This window comes from Paenibacillus sp. 10L310 (genome assembly GCF_056395745.1).
In genome coordinates this window covers 103,353-120,307 of sequence record NZ_JBFTKC010000017.1, presented here as the reverse complement: position 1 = coordinate 120,307, position 16,955 = coordinate 103,353, and the positions used below count along the sequence as shown (strand labels likewise).

Sequence of the window (16,955 nt, the reverse complement as noted above, 5' to 3'; positions counted from 1 at the left end):
GCAGAAAGGCCAGCCCTACCAAGTGTAATCCATATTTAACCAAAACCTCCATACCCGTGGAGGTTATTCGTGTTGGTCGGAAAAAGTATACCACGAAAAGAGAACTCATCCAACCAGAAATGCTTGACAAACATTAGCTGGTTTTTGTTCAGCATTTTGCAAATTTCTTCTACAAAATCATTTTTCTCATGCAGGAATTACCAATATAAGGTCGAATCCTTTATGTACACAAACACGCAATCATATTGCATATCTCCGCACGAACAGGAGTTACTCCATGGTATATGACGGTATTCTACTAGGCTTGATCGTTGGATTTTTTCGGGGCGGGTTGCGGCATGGGCTCAACCAGTTTGCAGCACTCAAGCTGCGAAGTGGCTGGATTTTCCCTGTATTGCTGCTAATCCAGTTCTTTATTTTCTATCTCCAGGAACGATTCGAATGGGTGGCATCCATTAATGGATATCTCTTTGCTGCCGTCTACATTACAGGGCTCGCTTTCCTGTGGCTCAACAGACACCATACCGGTTTCATGCTCATCTGGATTGGGGTATTTCTCAATTTTGCCGTTATGGCTGTAAACGGTGGGCGCATGCCTGTTTCTGTGGAAGCCTCCGCTGTACTGGGACCCTACTATGTAGACATGCTCCGGGAAGGCGGCGCCGTATCAAAGCATTTTATGATGGATGCATCTACAAATCTGCCTTTTCTCGGTGATATCATCCCACTCTCCAGCCCTTATCCACGGACTCAGGTCATCAGTATCGGTGATGTGGTCATGAATATTGGCATATTCCTTTTTATTCAATACATGATGGTGAATCGGGACAAAAAGGCTGTACAACCTGCTAAAACTCATCAGGCTTGAAGAAAACAGGTAGACTCCAAGGAAGGGAGGTCTTCTCCATGAAAAAATTTGAAGGTGTGAAATATTCCCGCATTGTCATCAACGCAATCATCGTGGCTTCTGTCGTTGTAGCGTTAACTTCGGGATACAAGCTGGGCGGCTAGTATCCATACCGCCAAACAAGACAAACAGGCTGCCAGCGGCCTGTTTGTCTTGTTTGGATTTTTGGCAGGCAACTTGGTATGTTATACATCTATGTAGTATATCCCTATAGAAGAACACCAATTATATACACATCAAGAGTAGACTAAACTCAAGCAGGAGATTTTTTATGAACTTTATTCGTAACCTTATCCATAAGGCAGATCGAAGCAGTCTGTATGTTATTTTGCTTAGTTGTACCGGGATCGGTGTTTTTCTGTACATGAACAAGTGGTCTTATCTTCATCTAACCACGGCGGATTGGGTTATGGTCTACACCATGCTGGGTGCGGCGTTAATTCTGGATTATTTCACGTTCCAGATTCCACCCAAAGGCAATCAGCAATCCATGGATTCATCGGTATACCTTGCCTGTATATTCATGTTTGGCGGAGCTTTCAGTTTATCTGTACTGCTACCCGTCTCCATCATCTTGTTAATCAAAGAGCGCAAGCTCACCTGGTGGAAACATATTGTCAATTTCAGCATCTACAGTATCATGATTACGGGAGCAGCTGCCGTGTTTGAGTGGACTGGCGGGCAATCGGGAACTCTGGACGACTATAACCTGCTTCCTTATTTTGCAGCACTCGCAGCCTACTTCATCATCAACACGATTACACTTGGCTTATTCTTTCATTTCTCAACAAAGGATGCATTACAGCAGATGAAGCGGGCATTCGTTACCGAATCCCTGCTGGTTTATCTGTGTACGCTGATTCTGGCGCTGGTCCTGACAATTCTGGTTGTGCACAATGGCGTACTTGGCCTGTTGTTGTATCTGAGTCTTAGCATTCTGCTCTCCCATGCATTCAGGCAGTTGTTCGTGATGTATCAGACGATTGAGGAAAAGGCCAACACGGATCAACGTACGGGTCTGTTCAACCATAGCTATTTCGAAAGCATGTTAGAAAGCGAACTGACTAACGCTCGAACGCAGGGCACACCGCTATGTCTGGGGCTTATTGATATTGATGATTTCAAAAAGTATAACGATCGGTTTGGCCACCTTCAAGGTGACAGTCTGCTAGCCCTGCTGGGGGATTTTCTAATGCGAAAGACGGAAGGCACACCTGTTACCGCCTTTCGTTATGGAGGAGAAGAGTTCACTTTGCTCATGCCAGGCATGGAGTTGGACGAATCCTACAGGTTTATGAACAAGCTGCGTAAACAACTGAACGACACGCCGTTTGAAGGCGTTGAAGTGTTTCCACACGGTTGTCTCTCCTTCTCTGCTGGCGTCGCGCCCTATCAGGTGGATATGTATAACAAATCCCAGCTTGTGGATCAGGCGGATAAAGCACTATATTATGCGAAGAAACAGGGCAAGAACAACGTGCACCGCCATGGCAGCAATGATGGCATGGAACACGAGATTGATCTGGTACAGGACGTTCGTGACATCGAACAGCAGCTTAATCTGTTCAGATACAAAGATATGGATACGTTTAAACATTCCAAACGGGTCTACAAATATGCACTGGATATCAGTGAATTGCTCGCACTGGACAATGCGGAAAAACGTCGCTTCGTGCTGGGAGCACTGATTCATGACATCGGAAAACTGGAGATTCCTTGGTCTATTCTGAACAAAAAGGACAAGCTCACCGCAGAAGAATGGGAAACGATTAAAGGACATGTCACCTGGGGCAAAAAAATGGTGATCACGAACGATCGCTTCGCCGATCTGATTCCGTATATTGAACTTCACCACGAGCGCTATGATGGCAAAGGCTATCCTTACGGCCTGAAGGGTAACGAGATTCCCCGGCTCTGCCGGATGCTGACCGTGATTGACTCCTTTGATGCCATGACGACAGAGCGGCCGTATCAGGAAACCAAGAACGTGGAAGAAGCCATTCGGGAGCTACGCTCATGTTCGGGTTCACAGTTTGATCCGGAGCTTGCCGAGTTGTTCATTCAATATATTGAGAAAAGAACCGCTCAGCAACAGTTGCAGTAAACTAAACAGAACTTCTTCTATAAGCCCAGAAAAAGTAAAAGCGCTATCCCCGGTCTGATCGGAGATAGCGCCATTTTCATTTTCATGGAATGAATCGTACACCAGACAACTTCATTCTCGTGCAGATTCTACATTAAGATTTGGTATTCAGCTCATGTGAGGTCTGATGCAGCTCTTTAATCATCTGCTGCAAAAACATGTTGTCTTGGCGACTGATACCGTGCTGATTGTCTTGAACAAGCATCTGATGAATGTTCTTTTTGAGCAATTCACTGCGACGTTCCAATACTTCTTGACTCATGTTGTTGCTTCACTCCTTAACATGTTTTGTAATGAATTCACGTTCTATATTAAGTATAGAGGACCTTCTCCGATAGGGAAAACGGACTCAGCCTTCCTCAGCTGGTCACACCAACCCTCACCTAGCGTGACAACATTTCACCCCTTGTCGTTCTTAGATATCCTTCTAAATACTCCCTGATCCTCCCCAGCTTTCTCCAAAGACACAGACTAGGGTCTTGGACAAGCTTGGGTTATAATGATCCCATCCCTGTATAAATAAAGTACCTAAATAAGCTAATCCTAGATCAAAGGAGTTCTGCATTCATGTCCTATAAACAAATTAAATGGATGATTCTGCTGATCCCCACATTCACGGTTGGCATCTGGGAATACATTCGCCATCAGTTTCTGATGCCATACCTTTCGATGGATGCTGGAAACTGGTTAACACCCGTCATCGTTTACCTCGTCAGCGTGACTCTGCTCAGCCGATTGTTCCACATGCTCGAAGGTGCCAGGGCTGCTCTGGAGCAGGAACGTGCAGCAAAAGTAGCGCTGGAAGCTCGTGACCAATTGGCAAGAGAACTTCACGACGGCATATCTCAGTCTCTTTTCCTGCTCTCAGTGAAGACCGATAAAGCAGGCCGTAGTTTGGCAGGCAGCGGACATGAGCATGAGATCCAGGAGATTCAAAAAACCGTGCATGAAGTCAATACATATGTAAGGCAAGCTATTGCCCAGTTGCGTTTTGTTCCTTCCTCTACGGTAACATCAGAAATTATTTCACTGCATGCGCAGGTCGAAGTGCTCGTCAAGGAAACGGTACCTGGTGCACAGATTCATTGGGACCTCAAGGGTGTAACGTTCTCTGCCAAGGAACAAGTGGAACTGCTCGCTTGTATCCGGGAGGGACTACTGAATGTACGCAAACATGCGCAGGCTACCCGCGTTCAGGTTCACGCGGAAGGTAACCCAATTGCCTGGTTCATTTATATTCAGGATAATGGGAATGGACTAAGTGGAGATCCTCTTCATCTGAAGGATCGGTACGGACTGCGAATTACGAAGGAGCGTGCTGCCGAGATGGGTTGGTCTTTCACCCTCGATTCAAGACCGGGGCATACACGAATGACGATAGGAAAGGAGCATGCTTAATATGGAACATGTACGTGTATTGGTTGTTGATGATCATGCGCATGCGCGTGAAGCGATCTGTAGCATTTTATCCGAGGACAGCCTGTTTGAAGTGATTGGTACAGCTTCGAATGGACAGGAAGCGCTGGAGCTCACCGGACAATGGATGCCCGACCTGATCCTGATGGACGTGCAGATGCCGGGCATGGATGGGCTGGAAGCCACCCGTCAGATCAAGCTGCGATTCCCTTATGTTATTGTTGTTATGGTCACGGTATCGGATGATGTGACGTTTCTGTTCGAAGCACTGAAACAAGGCGCTCAAGGCTATTTGCTCAAAAATCTAACGCCTTCCACCTGGCTTGAATACCTGCGCGCCATCGTCAGTGACGACGCACCGCTCAGTAAGGAACTGGCCTACCGGATTTTGCAGGAGTTCCCCGCACCACGCAGTGAAGATGTACAAGATAACCCGCTAACGGCGCGGGAACTTGAGATTCTGCAATGGGTATCCGCGGGATATACCAATCGGGAGATTGCCGATCAACTCGGTATTTCAGACCAGACGGTGAAGAATCATCTCAAAAACATTTTGCAGAAGCTCCAGCTTGAAAACCGGGTACAACTCACCCGCTACGCACTAGAGAGCGGGCTTGCAGGACGTAAACTTCGCAAATAAACATTGTTAATTCGGAGTCAATGATGCTTCCGACATAGGTGAGAAATGACATAGCATTCATGCTTTTGTCACAATTATGTAGACCAAATCGTTTTTTTATAGCCCAATGTAGTCATACGCAGTCATTTTGGACAAAGTTATAATGGGTTAGATTGTGTTTAAAGGCCATGAATGACTACAAATCTATAACCTGAGGGTGATGATTTTTTGATTTTTACACGCTTTACCCTGAAATGGAGCAAACGGCACTGGGCATTGGTCACCTGTCTGTTGCTCGTATGTTGCCTTGTTATGCCACAGTGGGCATCTGCCCATGCTTATATTGTTAAGGCTTCGCCAGGAGAAAATGAGATCCTCGTAGCTGCTCCGGAGCGGCTGACGCTGGAGTTCAACGAATCCTTGCAGACGGCCTTTTATGATATCAAAATAACCGGCCCTGACGGCAATCAGGCAGACGATGGAAATGTAAAGATTGATGTGGATCGCCCTCATATTCTGGAGACTGGCCTGCAAGCTGGACTCGGGAACGGGACTTATGCCGTTAACTGGAAAGCTGTATCTGCCGATGGACACCCAATTCAAGGGGCGTATGTTTTCCATATCGGTGAACCATCCGGTTCTCCTGCCGGACTGAGTGATCTTACATCCGGTTCCGGTTCAACAGGTGGGCCGCTGAAATGGATTGTATCTCTGACAGACTGGATTCAGTATCTCGGATTGTCTGTCATACTGGGGACACTTGCATTCTTGCTACTGCGAATCGCACCGACATCCATGACAAGAGAACCTATGGACGTTCCGGGCAGCTACAGATTGTTATGGATCAGTTATGCTGCTGCTTCCTTTGCCGCTCTGGTCAGCCTGCCACTGAATACGTTATATGAATCTGGTGTGGCTCTGAACGAACTAAGCTGGGCACTGATCGGAAGTGCGCTCAAGCTGACATCCTTTGGTCAGATCTGGATGTTACAAATACTCATTGTAATGCTGCTGGCCGTCACGATTCTCTCCGGATATGATCGCGATCGATCCATCCGTGCTCGCATCTGGTCTTCCTATGGCTCACTTGTGCTCGTGCTTGGATGGCTGTTCACGCATGCCATGACGGGACATCCGGCTGCGGCGGATCAACGTGCTCTCGCGATTGCCATGGACTTCGTGCATCTGATCGGTGCCGCTTTCTGGATTGGCGCACTAACCGCCATGGCGATATGTTTGCCTCCACTGGCGGATAAGCTGCCATCGAAGGTGCGAGGAGAGGTCTACTGGGTTGCTATTCGCAGGTTTACCGCCTGGGGAATTGGCGCCGTAGCCGCTCTGGTTGCTACAGGGATATACAGCAGTCTGATTATTCTACCAGCACCTGTGCTGACTTCCTTGTTCACTACAGCTTATGGCCTTGTCCTGATCGGCAAGATCGTCCTGCTTATTGTAATGCTTGTCTTCGCCTGGCGTCATGCCAGATTGGCAAGAGTAGCAACGGGAAGCAGATTATCCGGCAGCCTGAAAGCCGAACTTGCCACCGGTGCTGTCATTCTCGCTCTTGCTGCCGTACTGACACACCTGTCTCCAGGACAACCCGCTGCGGTCGGACCGTATCAGGAGACAAAGACTACAGAAGACGGCTCGGCGATCACACTTCAGGTGAGTCCCAATATAACGGGAGAGAACCAATTCGAAGTTGATGTGAAACGGGCAGATGGAAGTATGGTTAACGATCTGGAACAGATCACACTGTCACTCACACATCTGGACATGGATATGGGGATCTATGAGATTACCATTCCGAAAAACGACACCGGTGTGTACAAGGCTGAAGATTACATCTCCATGCCTGGACGTTGGAATATCAAGGTTCATCTCCTGACCAAAACGTTGGATGCACTGGATGCCGAATTTGAGATCAACACCGCCAAGCCATAGTTACACAAAGATCAAATTGAAAAGTGACCCAATCTAAAATGAGTGTTTCTACAAACTGCAAATGTAGTGAAGGGAACGAAATTGATTCTGGAGAAGCGAAGCACTCGCCTTTATTCCCGGATTTCAACTTATTACTATTTAAATTGAACTATTATTTACACTGAAACGGAGAGGGCAGAAAAAACCTGAAAAAGCGTAGCGTTCGCCTTTATCACCGGATTTTCCCCTTTGAGAAAAGGGAATCAAAAAATCTGGGGATAACAGCGATTGGAAGGTTATTCTGTCATCGGAGTGTATGTGTAAACCGTATTTAGTTAAATTTATATAGTTGCCTAAAAAATCCGAGAATAACGGTGATCGAAAGACCATTCGTAACCGAAACGGCGCCTTTGCAGAACGTAGACACTCATTTAAGAAAATGGGCCGAATCATATATGATAAGAACTGAGAGGGGTTATTTATTTTGAAGAAAACATCATGGATTTCCAAACTAACATCCACTATCGCAACAGGTACCGCAGCATTCATGTTATTCGCCGGATTCGCTAGCGCTCATGTTACCGTTAGCCCATCCGTTGCACAGACAAGTGCATGGCAGACGTACACCATTAAGATTCCATCCGAGAAAGAACTGCCTACAACCAAAATCACCATGAAAGTTCCGGAAGGTGTTGCATTCAAGCAATATCAACCACTGGCAGGCTGGAAAATCACCACAGAGAAGAACGATTCCAATGAAGTAACATCAATTACGTGGGAGATTGACGGCGATAACGAAGGCATTCTGGCAGGACAATTCCAGCAGTTCAACTTCGTTGCACAGAACCCTAAGGCGGAAGCTGAAGTAGCTTGGGATGCCTTCCAATATTACAGCGACGGCAGCATCGTAGAATGGACAGGCCAACCAAGTGACGCCAACCCACACAGTATCACAACGATTAGCGAAGATCCGGCTGCTGCTGGTAATGCTGCGGCAGGTGGAGGTCATGCCAACGATGGACATGATAGTGCAGGTACAGAAGGAGCCACTGGGGATAATGCAGCTACCGACGATAGCAAAGCAAACGATGACACTACGTTGGGCGATGCACTCAATGACACCGTTACAGGTGAACCAAACAACACGGATACAGACCCGGGTACGCTGAAGCTTCAACAAGCAACATTGATCGTATCCATTCTGGCCCTGATCTTGTCCTTCTTGGGGATTGCGTTGGCTACACGTCGCAAAAAACGTTAAGAACTAACTTACAGTTTTACGATAACTTGAGACAATTTCAGATAACAAAAAGCCTATGGCATACGGGTTCAAACCCGATATGCCGTAGGCTTTTTAGCTATCATCATTTTGATTGGCTACCCATGTTCTTTACAATCCGTGGTTAAGGCACTAATCATGCCGCTCCACGGTCACACTCTTATCCACGCTGATTACCATCCGCAATTTGGCATCAGCCTTACCACCCTTTAGCGTTCCTGATCCGTCTGGATCATGATCTCAATGTATTGCAGCAAGCTTTTCTTCTGCTGTTCAATGGATTGAATACGTCTGGACAGGCCCGCAAAAAACTCTTCAATCTGCTGTCTTGTATGATCTGCGGACTGGCCTTTCCAATCGTTCAGGCGACTATATAGCGCCCGCGCTTCCTGTTCATCGGCTTGCAGACGGGCAAGCAGCTGTGTCAGTTCTTTTTCCGCAATCCGAAGATCATTCAATTCCACCAGCAATTGTCCACCCACTCGTGTTCCCCTCCCCTATGTACGTGATATCAACGCTAGCCACCCAGAAATCCTAATTAAAAATGAACCGGACTCTCGTCAGCCTGCCGGAAAGCATCCGCCTTCTCATCAATAAAGTTCAGGAACTGGCTGGTATGTTTCATATGCCATGTGCTAAGTTCTTGAATCGACGCGTCCAGTTGGGTGACAATGGGCTCCAGCCTGCGACTGCGACTTGTATGCAGGTATTGAGCCATGCGGGTTCGCACCTGGTTTAGCTCAGCATTGCATTGTTGTGCATTTTGCTTCCACCGCGAAGCGACACTTTTCAGTTCTTCCGGCGTTACCTGAATTAGTCCGGAAGCTCCCCCCACTGAGCCAACACCTGCAACCATCTTGTTAGTCTGCACACCAAAGCTACGCATAACATCCGCAAGCTCCGTCATGATATTGGAAGGTTCACGGGGAGTTTTATTGATTTTCTCACCAGTGGTAGGGTCGTATAGATCATTGGAAATATAACCATTCTCGAACTGATACTGCTTCAGGTCGTGGTATTCCTTCCCACCAAAGGTGTTACCCATCTTATCTCCCATGCTCATGTTGTCATTCATGTCCTTGTAATTAGAGTTGATGTAATACATGGAACCCACATGACGATCATAGCCACCAAAGAATCCACTGGCAACAAAGTCACCCGGGTGACCAAAGTTTACGATCTGATTATCGAATCCACCCTCTTCTGCCTTGCGTTTCAGTGATGGAGTCAAGCTGGATATTACAGATGGCGCACTAAAGGTTACTGCCATCATTCCCGTATGCGCTGCTGCATACTGAGCATTTCCGCCGCCCAATGAATGCCCTGTCAGAGAGAAGTCCAAATTCTTGTATTTGTTCTGCATATCCTTCGCGTAGTCTTCTGCTTCGTACATTTGATTTGGAAAAGGATTCAGCTTTTTATCAATCTGTCTATCCAGCTCACCCACCGCATTATCCAAATGAGTCAGCCCGGTGACGTCTTTTACCTTTTGAATTCCACCTGATAACCAATCGGGTGTGAAATCGGTAGATTGTTCAATTTTTCTGCCCAGTTCGGGGATCGCAATCTGACCATCCGCCAGAAAATCAGGCCCTTTACGATCCCATCCGGCACTTCCTTCTGTTCCTCGGTAAGAAATGACTGCCTGCCCCGTTTCCGGATTGTAAAAAGTCACTGCGTCAAACCCGGAATAACCGTTGCCATGCGTATCCTCAAGCACTTGCCAGCCTGGTAGATTCGCATATTCAGTACCTGCTTTGGCATTTTCATAAGCCAGTTCCGACATCAGACGGTATGTTTCATCATCAATTCTTGGTGTATCCCCCATGTTATGTTCACCTCCCAAAATTCAATACAATCTACTTGGCAAAAGGATCGTAGCCTTTCTCAATGATGGCTGCCTTGATGGCAGGGCTCATTCCAAAATTTTTGATTTTTTTATCATTATAGTCATAGGAAATAGTGAACTCCTGATCCTCCTGCTCTACCACATGCCCTTCCATTGCAATCGAGTCCAGTGCCATTTCGGGTAGCAACTCCTTGCTTGTAATGACAACGTTCATCTCATACTTGTCTTTGAAATATTTGACCGCTTTTGCTTCTGCTTCTTGAAAAAGTGCCTGTTTCTCACTTTCTTTCATGTTCTGACAGCCTCCCAAAATAAAGATAGATAGCACAATTAGTAAGAATACACATACCTTTTTTTGTATTGGCCTCATACCAATCACCTTCTTCTTATGATTTCAATGTATATGTGCATCCAATGAATCAGGATCATTCACCCATGCCTTCTGCTTCTGTTAACTGAATCATAGTACAAAATCAACATGACCACATCGGCTGAGAGCATCGTTTTTATGTATCTTTCTTCCTAATATGATTCATACGCGTGTTCGCGTGTATATTACCCGATTTCCTGAATTTTGCATCAGTTTAGCTTCTCGGATTTTCCATATATAACAAAAAGGCATTCTCTTCAACACATATTGTGTAGAAAAGAACGCCTTTTGTCTTCCGTCAACATCATCCTCACTAGCCTCATCCATACTGTCTGGCCCCGGTTTCGTCCAGTTGTTCACACACGAGATCATTGTAGGATTTACATCGTCCAATCAATTCATCATGTGTTCCAGCATCCACGAGTACACCCTGATCCAGTACATATATGGTGTCCGCGCTTCGAATGGTACTGAGTCTGTGAGCAATGATAATCTGGGTGCATTTCAACATATTCAGATTATGGGCAATCGTCGCTTCTGTAACAGTATCCAAAGCACTAGTTGCCTCATCCAACAGAAGAACTTTGGGTCTGCTTACCAATGCTCGCGCGAGAGCGACACGTTGCTTCTGCCCTCCAGACAGATTCGAACCCGCTTCAGAGATCAGTGTGTTATACTTCATTGGCATCTTCTCAATATCGTCATGAATATCCGCCAGCTTCGCTGCGAACATTACATCCTCCAGCGTTGAACCCTCTGCATGTAGCCTGATGTTGTCATACACGGTGTTGTTAAACACAAAGTTATCCTGAAGCACGATACTGATCTGGCTGCGAATATCCTGCTGCTCCAGTTCTTCTACAACCACGCCGTCAAAATAGATATTACCCTGTGTGGGCGTATACAGCCCTACCAGCAATTTCGCCAAGGTACTCTTTCCTGAGCCTGATTTGCCAACCAGAGCGACCCTTTGCCCTGCTTTAATCGTAATATTAATATTTTTCAGCACATCTTCCCCGTAGTCGGTATACCTGAAACTGACCTGATCAATTGTAATATCCCCATTCAGCTTTACATCTCGGAGGGTCGGTGTTTTCTTCTTGAATTTATTACTTTCCTCGGCTTGAATGACATCATAGATTCGATCCAGTAGCGCATCCGCCATCACGAACTCGTTCAGCATCAAAGCAAGCGAGTTCAGCGGCCCCAGAAACAGCGCGGCCAGGGACTGGAATGAAACGAGCATACCAAGTGTCATATTCCCCTGCATAATCTGATATAGTCCCACCAGCAGAATGAGCATCGGAGTCATAAAACTCAGCGTATTCGTCACGGTATTTACTCTTGTCTGAAAAATAGCTTTTTCCTTGACCGTTGCGAGCTGACGCATGAATAGTGCTCTCCATTTTTCCCCGGTACGCTCTTCAATCCCAAGTGATTTGATGGTCGAGATGCCTTCCAACACTTCCGTCATGAATGATCCAGCCAAACTTTGGGCAACAATTTGGGTCTGTGTCAGTTTCTTGAATCTGCTACGTGTGTATACAAAAACAAGAATTTGAACCAGTCCAACACCAAGCAGTGTAAAAGCGATCAAACGGGACTGGATTACAATGTACGTGAAGGTCACAACAATTAAAAATAGATTGATCAGCGTAGAGATCATCTTCTGGGACAAAATCTCTCGAATGGTCGTATTGCTATTAATCCGCAGCATCAAATCCCCGCGCGAACGAATTTCAAAATATTGATAAGGCAGTTTGAGCATATGAGAGACAAAGTTTGTCGTCAGTTGGGAATCCAGCAATTCCTGAAGCCGTACGATGCACATATCCTTCATATAACTGAAACCGATCTGAAATAGGGTTAACAGCACAATGCTGGTGATCAGGACAGGAAATAACGAGTAGCCATCACCGCTAGTGGCCGCATCAATCGAAACCTGCATCAAGAACGGAAAGGCCACCGAAACCAATTGCAGCCCCAGAGCAAGTAGAACGGTCCAACCAAAATATTTTTTGTTACTGCGAATCAAATCCTTGAAGTACGCCACTTTACTAATCTTTTTCTCGGACAAGGGTACAAAGCCCTCATCCGGATATACGAGCAAAAAAATACCTGAATATTTCTCCGCAAACTCCTGCGTACTGATAACCAGCCTTCCCAAAGCCGGATCAACAATAATGAAGTGCCCACTCGTCTTGATCCGCTCAAGCACGACAAAATGATTGTCCTCCCAGAAACAAATGACTGGCAGAAAATCATTGTTAAGTGATTCAACAGGCGCTTTTTTGGCTATCCCTTTCAAGTGATAGGTCTGAGCAACCTCTTTCATTTTGAGCATGGAGCTACCATCCCTGCCGTTTCCCAGCATTGCAAAACGTTCCCTCAGATCGGTGAAATCAGCTTCATAGCCATGATATGCGAGTAACATGTGCAAGCAACTGGGACCACAATCATATTGATTCATTTGCAGTTTGACAGGGATTTTACGTTGTCTCTTCCGGCGCAGACGGAATACAGGCCGTTCAGGCATGATGCTGCCCCATATGGGATGACTGCTCCATAGTAGTCATCTGCTGCTGAGCGGACGCCGTTTCCATAGCGTATGTCTGAGCCATATCCCTTATCCCCTTGCCCTTTGGTCCTTCCATCATCAGTACTGAAGGCAGGTCACGATTGTACAGTCGGAGCAATTGATATCCAATTCCGGCAAGCCCTAGCATCAGTCCTGGGATTTGCTGACGACCCGGAATGCCGCATCTCCAATGATGGTTATCACGTCTCACCTGTGTCACAATGTAATTTGCCATCTGAACCGAGAACTCCTTCAACTCTTCATCCTGCAAGTAATCGGCTGCGAGAAGGAACAGCTCCAGATTGCCCATATCCCCATGGCAGAGCGAATAGCTAACTTCTGTAAACCCTTCTTCCATCGTCTTGGCTAACGCCCTGCGGATATCTGTCTCTATCGTATCCATAGCTCCCAATGACCTCAATTGCTGCGCTATCCCTACGCGGGCGATCCCTAGACCGGGTGCGCCATTACACCAGTACATAACATAGTGTTCTTCCGGCATGTTGCCATCGGTGAACCGCAGATCTTTCCAATTGTTTACTTCAGGGCTGTAGAGGGCTTCCTCATACTTCAGTCCTTCCATACAAGTTTCAAGATAGGCTTTGTTGCCTGTAGCACTGTATAGACGAGCCAGACTCAGACAGATACCTGCGTTGCCATGTGCAATACCGCTAAGTGGCGTTTTATTGATCGCTGACGTCACCCAAGCCATACCTTGATCCATCGGCTGGGCAAGATCCAGCAATCGGTCTGCGCATCGCACAGCCACATCCAGCGCTTTTTGCGATTGGAAGCTCGTATACATGTCCACACATGCCATCAATGTGCCCGCACAACCTGAGATCACATCCAATTGCTGATCACTATCAATCATATCGTCCAAGATATCGAGTAATTCCAGCGTATCCGGGTTGATCCCCGGCTCGGAACATACGTTAGCTTTATGCACCAGCAGATAGAGAAGCGACCCGTAGCCAGTGAACAATGAGATGTTTTTGTCGATGCTTTTGCGAATCATTTCCCAGGCAGTCTGAATGCACAGATTAACCATCTGCATATATTTGTGGTCACCTGTCTCCTGACTCAGATACAGATAGAAATAGGCAATACCGGTTACCCCGTTATATAACCCCAACTCGGAAGATTTGTAGATCAGCTTCTCGTCTGCATCCATACCCATACTGATCCATGACACCGAAAGACCTTCATCTCCCATAATAGCAATATCTTTTATGTACTCCCCAATCCTCACGGCTTCTTGCAAATATTCTTCTTTGGTCATGTGTATTTGATGTTCATTCAATATTTCCGGTCGGACGCTTTCCGTGCTTTTCTCCATGGCGAATGAGCGTTCCAGGACATATTTAGTCTGGATTGTACGCTCGGTAAACTCCCATTGCATATCCATGTCTTTGGGATTCATCGCCCGCACTTTATCCGCGGTCTGCGTTAAAATATCGGAGGAAAACACGCCGTTAATCGCTTGGTTGTCGTAGTGGTGGAACAACATTTGCTCACCGATAAACGTCTGGAACATGGGTACATCGCCGTGCAATAGATCATGGCACTCATATCTCACCAGTTTTTCACGATCACGATCCTGCCGCACAATCATCCACATCATGTCGAACAACATATTCTTATCCAACCCGTCTCTGAGATATTTCGGATGGGAACTGGCTTCAATCAGCGTAAAATACGTAACGGTCGGACGAACAATGGTACGTACAGCACAACCATGGAAGTCATTGCGGACTGTTGAGATAAATGACTCCTTTTGCTCCATAATAGCACTGTATATGCGATAGAAACCCTCCTTCAAACTTTGGATATATCGCTCAGGTTTAATGGGTGTATGTTCATATGAAGGCAAATGACTAAATCGACTCACACTCACCTTGCTTCGTTGGATTCTCATGGTATCGGTGTTTTTATCATGAATCTCATACGTATTGAGTACCTGATCCACATCCCCTGCAAGTCCGCTCAGATCACTGTGATACAAAGCGTTGGAATCCAACGTTGGTAACATGCTCGTTTTTAACACGGAATCATTCAATATCGAAAGGGTCTTCTCCAGTGCTGTATAGTGTGCCTTCTCCTCCTCATATTTGAAAGGTTGATTATGCAACAGTGATTCCAGATCGACGAAGAAGGGATGCTCGCCCTGAGCAACAATGTTCTCCATATGCATGTCTGTTGCATTAACGGCATACAAAATAGCGAGATACTGCCCCTGCCGTTCAAAAAAGCGTTCCGCTCCCTCCAGACTGGTGACTTCCTCATAGGGAATGAATTGCTGCCAGCCATATTCGGTGCGATCCAGCGATTTGGCAATACGGAAGGGTAATCCTATTCGCTGATCGTTAAACCATTGCAACAGACTGGCAAAAGCGGTGTCGATGGCCATGTTCCTAGGTTTGTACATGACATTGACCCCTTCGGCAAATGCCAACCGCAATACACTAGCTCCACCGTTATGGGAATCCCCGAGAAATACGATATCCTCCAGCTTATCCAGCTTGAAATCAAAAAAAGATTCCAGTTCACGATGATCTCTTGTCAGCCGCTCCAGAACACGCATCATATTCAGACTGATCCGAAGAGTGTGCTCGACAAGTCCTCGTGCAAGAACAGGATATTCCAGTAGTAAGGAGAGAATCTGATCTCTGGACTGCATGTTCTGGTTCACAAAGTGCAGATACCGCTGCCGGGAATCCTCACCTCTCAATTCATCTTGCAATCTCGCTTTATTTAATTCATAGATTAGTGTCTTGGCAGACATGTGGAACACTTTATCCGAGACGGTCTTCAGAACAAGCCCAGTAACACGTCGTTTGTCCAGCCATTCATATCCATCATTCAAGCCGTCCGTCATGATCTGAATGGATCGTTGCAGGAAGGGTCTAGAAAACTCAAAGAACGGGATTTCTTCCGTATTCCCCTCAATAAAATATTCGATCTCCAAATGCTCATTCTCCAGAAATGTGCTGCAGAGTTCCTGATGCCAAGGCATCTGCACAAAGTCGTACATGAAGCCTGTATCGTTAAACATAGCCTGCACCGTCTCCATATTCATGGATTCAGCCCGGAAGCGATTGGACAATAGCTCCTGGTCCTGAAAAAACTTTTCAAGCCATTTCTGCATCCTTTCCGACTCGGAAGTGTGCTCCACAGGCATGTCCCCATGCTGAACGTCAGCAGTTATATTTTTTTCATTTATATCAACAGCAATTTCCTCGCTAAATAAGAGATCATTGGGAACTTGGGCAGCATATCGCTGCACAAACTGCTTGTATTTCTCCGTTAAGTAGAGTGCATCACTCCACCGGGAGTCATGTAACCGCTCCTGTATGTTCATCGTTTTATCTCCCCTTCTATTGGATGGTTCGTGCCCAAAACCTCATATAACAAAATCAAGCACATAACTGAAATCAGCTATGTGCCCGAAGATAAGAGTAAAAATTAACAACAAGTCAGCCAAGAAGAAGGTGAAACCGAATTATAATGACATTCATGACTCACCGTACAGAATACACCGCCGCTTGCTTCAACATCAATTACAGATACCGCACCTGTAATGACCATCAGCTCATCATCACTGATGTCCTCGATTGCTCCCAATGCTTCGAGATTGAATTGTTTCATTGAAAAAACCTCCATTCAATTTTTTTTATATGTATAGCTTATAAAAAGCTAAACACCAAGGTTGAATTCAAGTCTTTACAATCCCAAAATATTTAATTTATGTAATTATTTACTATATTCATCCTAGCACGATTTGCTATTTTTTGTAAATCCATTCTTTGGATTTTCGCGTCATTTTGACAAGAAACATTACTTTTACTATGACGATGACAAAATTGCGATA

At 46.0% G+C, this 16,955-nt stretch carries 13 protein-coding genes; 6 read left to right on the top strand and 7 right to left on the bottom strand.

Annotated features, from left to right (window positions below; translation table 11 throughout):
- The first annotated feature begins 277 nt into the window (after nucleotides 1-277).
- Together AC1DE7_RS25915 and AC1DE7_RS25910 are read left to right on the top strand one after the other, a co-directional pair.
- A complete protein-coding gene (locus tag AC1DE7_RS25915; protein WP_036616686.1) occupies nucleotides 278-868 on the top strand; it encodes a DUF5317 domain-containing protein in 591 nt (196 codons plus the stop codon).
- Nucleotides 869-1,178: 310 nt separating this feature from the next.
- A complete protein-coding gene (locus tag AC1DE7_RS25910; protein WP_477535485.1) occupies nucleotides 1,179-3,011 on the top strand; it encodes a bifunctional diguanylate cyclase/phosphohydrolase in 1,833 nt (610 codons plus the stop codon).
- 133 nt (nucleotides 3,012-3,144) lie between these two features.
- Here AC1DE7_RS25910 and AC1DE7_RS25905 read toward each other — a convergent pair whose 3' ends face one another.
- Nucleotides 3,145-3,312 (bottom strand): hypothetical protein, encoded by a 168-nt coding sequence (locus AC1DE7_RS25905; protein ID WP_017691019.1) that lies wholly within the window; start codon nucleotides 3,310-3,312, stop codon nucleotides 3,145-3,147.
- A gap of 305 nt (nucleotides 3,313-3,617) precedes the next feature.
- Between AC1DE7_RS25905 and AC1DE7_RS25900 the strand changes: the two genes are divergently transcribed.
- From AC1DE7_RS25900 to AC1DE7_RS25885, 4 genes are all read left to right on the top strand, one after another.
- The gene (locus AC1DE7_RS25900) at nucleotides 3,618-4,448 is read left to right on the top strand and encodes a sensor histidine kinase (protein WP_477535484.1); all 831 of its coding nucleotides are present in this window, start codon (nucleotides 3,618-3,620) and stop codon (nucleotides 4,446-4,448) included.
- Between the two features lies 1 nt (nucleotide 4,449).
- Nucleotides 4,450-5,106 carry a response regulator gene (locus AC1DE7_RS25895; protein WP_036616682.1) on the top strand — a complete coding sequence of 219 codons (657 nt, stop codon included), beginning with the start codon at nucleotides 4,450-4,452 and terminating at the stop codon, nucleotides 5,104-5,106.
- A gap of 207 nt (nucleotides 5,107-5,313) precedes the next feature.
- Complete coding sequence (locus AC1DE7_RS25890; RefSeq protein ID WP_477535483.1) at nucleotides 5,314-7,029, top strand: copper resistance CopC/CopD family protein; 1,716 nt, start codon at nucleotides 5,314-5,316, stop codon at nucleotides 7,027-7,029.
- A 463-nt stretch (nucleotides 7,030-7,492) separates the two neighbouring features.
- Complete coding sequence (locus AC1DE7_RS25885; protein ID WP_076329729.1) at nucleotides 7,493-8,269, top strand: YcnI family copper-binding membrane protein; 777 nt, start codon at nucleotides 7,493-7,495, stop codon at nucleotides 8,267-8,269.
- A gap of 227 nt (nucleotides 8,270-8,496) precedes the next feature.
- Here the strand turns inward: AC1DE7_RS25885 and AC1DE7_RS25880 are convergent, their stop codons facing one another.
- The 6 genes from AC1DE7_RS25880 to AC1DE7_RS25855 all read right to left on the bottom strand — a co-directional run bounded on the left by AC1DE7_RS25880 (nucleotide 8,497) and on the right by AC1DE7_RS25855 (nucleotide 16,732).
- Nucleotides 8,497-8,769, bottom strand: coding sequence for a hypothetical protein (locus tag AC1DE7_RS25880; RefSeq protein ID WP_017691024.1), 273 nt, complete (start codon nucleotides 8,767-8,769; stop codon nucleotides 8,497-8,499).
- Between the two features lie 56 nt (nucleotides 8,770-8,825).
- A complete protein-coding gene (locus AC1DE7_RS25875) occupies nucleotides 8,826-10,115 on the bottom strand; it encodes a Tle-like phospholipase domain-containing protein (RefSeq protein ID WP_477535482.1) in 1,290 nt (429 codons plus the stop codon).
- A 31-nt stretch (nucleotides 10,116-10,146) separates the two neighbouring features.
- Nucleotides 10,147-10,428 (bottom strand): hypothetical protein, encoded by a 282-nt coding sequence (locus tag AC1DE7_RS25870; protein WP_017691026.1) that lies wholly within the window; start codon nucleotides 10,426-10,428, stop codon nucleotides 10,147-10,149.
- 397 nt (nucleotides 10,429-10,825) lie between these two features.
- Nucleotides 10,826-13,042 (bottom strand): peptidase domain-containing ABC transporter, encoded by a 2,217-nt coding sequence (locus AC1DE7_RS25865; RefSeq protein WP_101314861.1) that lies wholly within the window; start codon nucleotides 13,040-13,042, stop codon nucleotides 10,826-10,828.
- A complete protein-coding gene (locus AC1DE7_RS25860; RefSeq protein WP_477535481.1) occupies nucleotides 13,035-16,445 on the bottom strand; it encodes a type 2 lanthipeptide synthetase LanM family protein in 3,411 nt (1,136 codons plus the stop codon). Before AC1DE7_RS25860 ends, AC1DE7_RS25865 begins: the two co-directional genes overlap by 8 nt.
- Nucleotides 16,446-16,549: 104 nt before the next feature.
- The gene (locus tag AC1DE7_RS25855; RefSeq protein WP_036616672.1) at nucleotides 16,550-16,732 is read right to left on the bottom strand and encodes a type A2 lanthipeptide; all 183 of its coding nucleotides are present in this window, start codon (nucleotides 16,730-16,732) and stop codon (nucleotides 16,550-16,552) included.
- Between the last annotated feature and the right edge of the window lie 223 nt (nucleotides 16,733-16,955).

Excerpts from the sequence above, each read along its gene's own strand:
- AC1DE7_RS25915 (WP_036616686.1), top strand. The coding sequence starts at position 278 with ATGGTATATGACGGTATTCTACTAGGCTTGATCGTTGGATTTTTTCGG.
- AC1DE7_RS25910 (WP_477535485.1), top strand. The coding sequence starts at position 1,179 with ATGAACTTTATTCGTAACCTTATCCATAAGGCAGATCGAAGCAGTCTG.
- AC1DE7_RS25905 (WP_017691019.1), bottom strand. The coding sequence starts at position 3,312 with ATGAGTCAAGAAGTATTGGAACGTCGCAGTGAATTGCTCAAAAAGAAC.
- AC1DE7_RS25900 (WP_477535484.1), top strand. The coding sequence starts at position 3,618 with ATGTCCTATAAACAAATTAAATGGATGATTCTGCTGATCCCCACATTC.
- AC1DE7_RS25895 (WP_036616682.1), top strand. The coding sequence starts at position 4,450 with ATGGAACATGTACGTGTATTGGTTGTTGATGATCATGCGCATGCGCGT.
- AC1DE7_RS25875 (WP_477535482.1), bottom strand. The coding sequence starts at position 10,115 with ATGGGGGATACACCAAGAATTGATGATGAAACATACCGTCTGATGTCG.
- AC1DE7_RS25870 (WP_017691026.1), bottom strand. The coding sequence starts at position 10,428 with ATGAAAGAAAGTGAGAAACAGGCACTTTTTCAAGAAGCAGAAGCAAAA.
- AC1DE7_RS25865 (WP_101314861.1), bottom strand. The coding sequence starts at position 13,042 with ATGCCTGAACGGCCTGTATTCCGTCTGCGCCGGAAGAGACAACGTAAA.
- AC1DE7_RS25860 (WP_477535481.1), bottom strand. The coding sequence starts at position 16,445 with ATGAACATACAGGAGCGGTTACATGACTCCCGGTGGAGTGATGCACTC.
- AC1DE7_RS25855 (WP_036616672.1), bottom strand. The coding sequence starts at position 16,732 with ATGAAACAATTCAATCTCGAAGCATTGGGAGCAATCGAGGACATCAGT.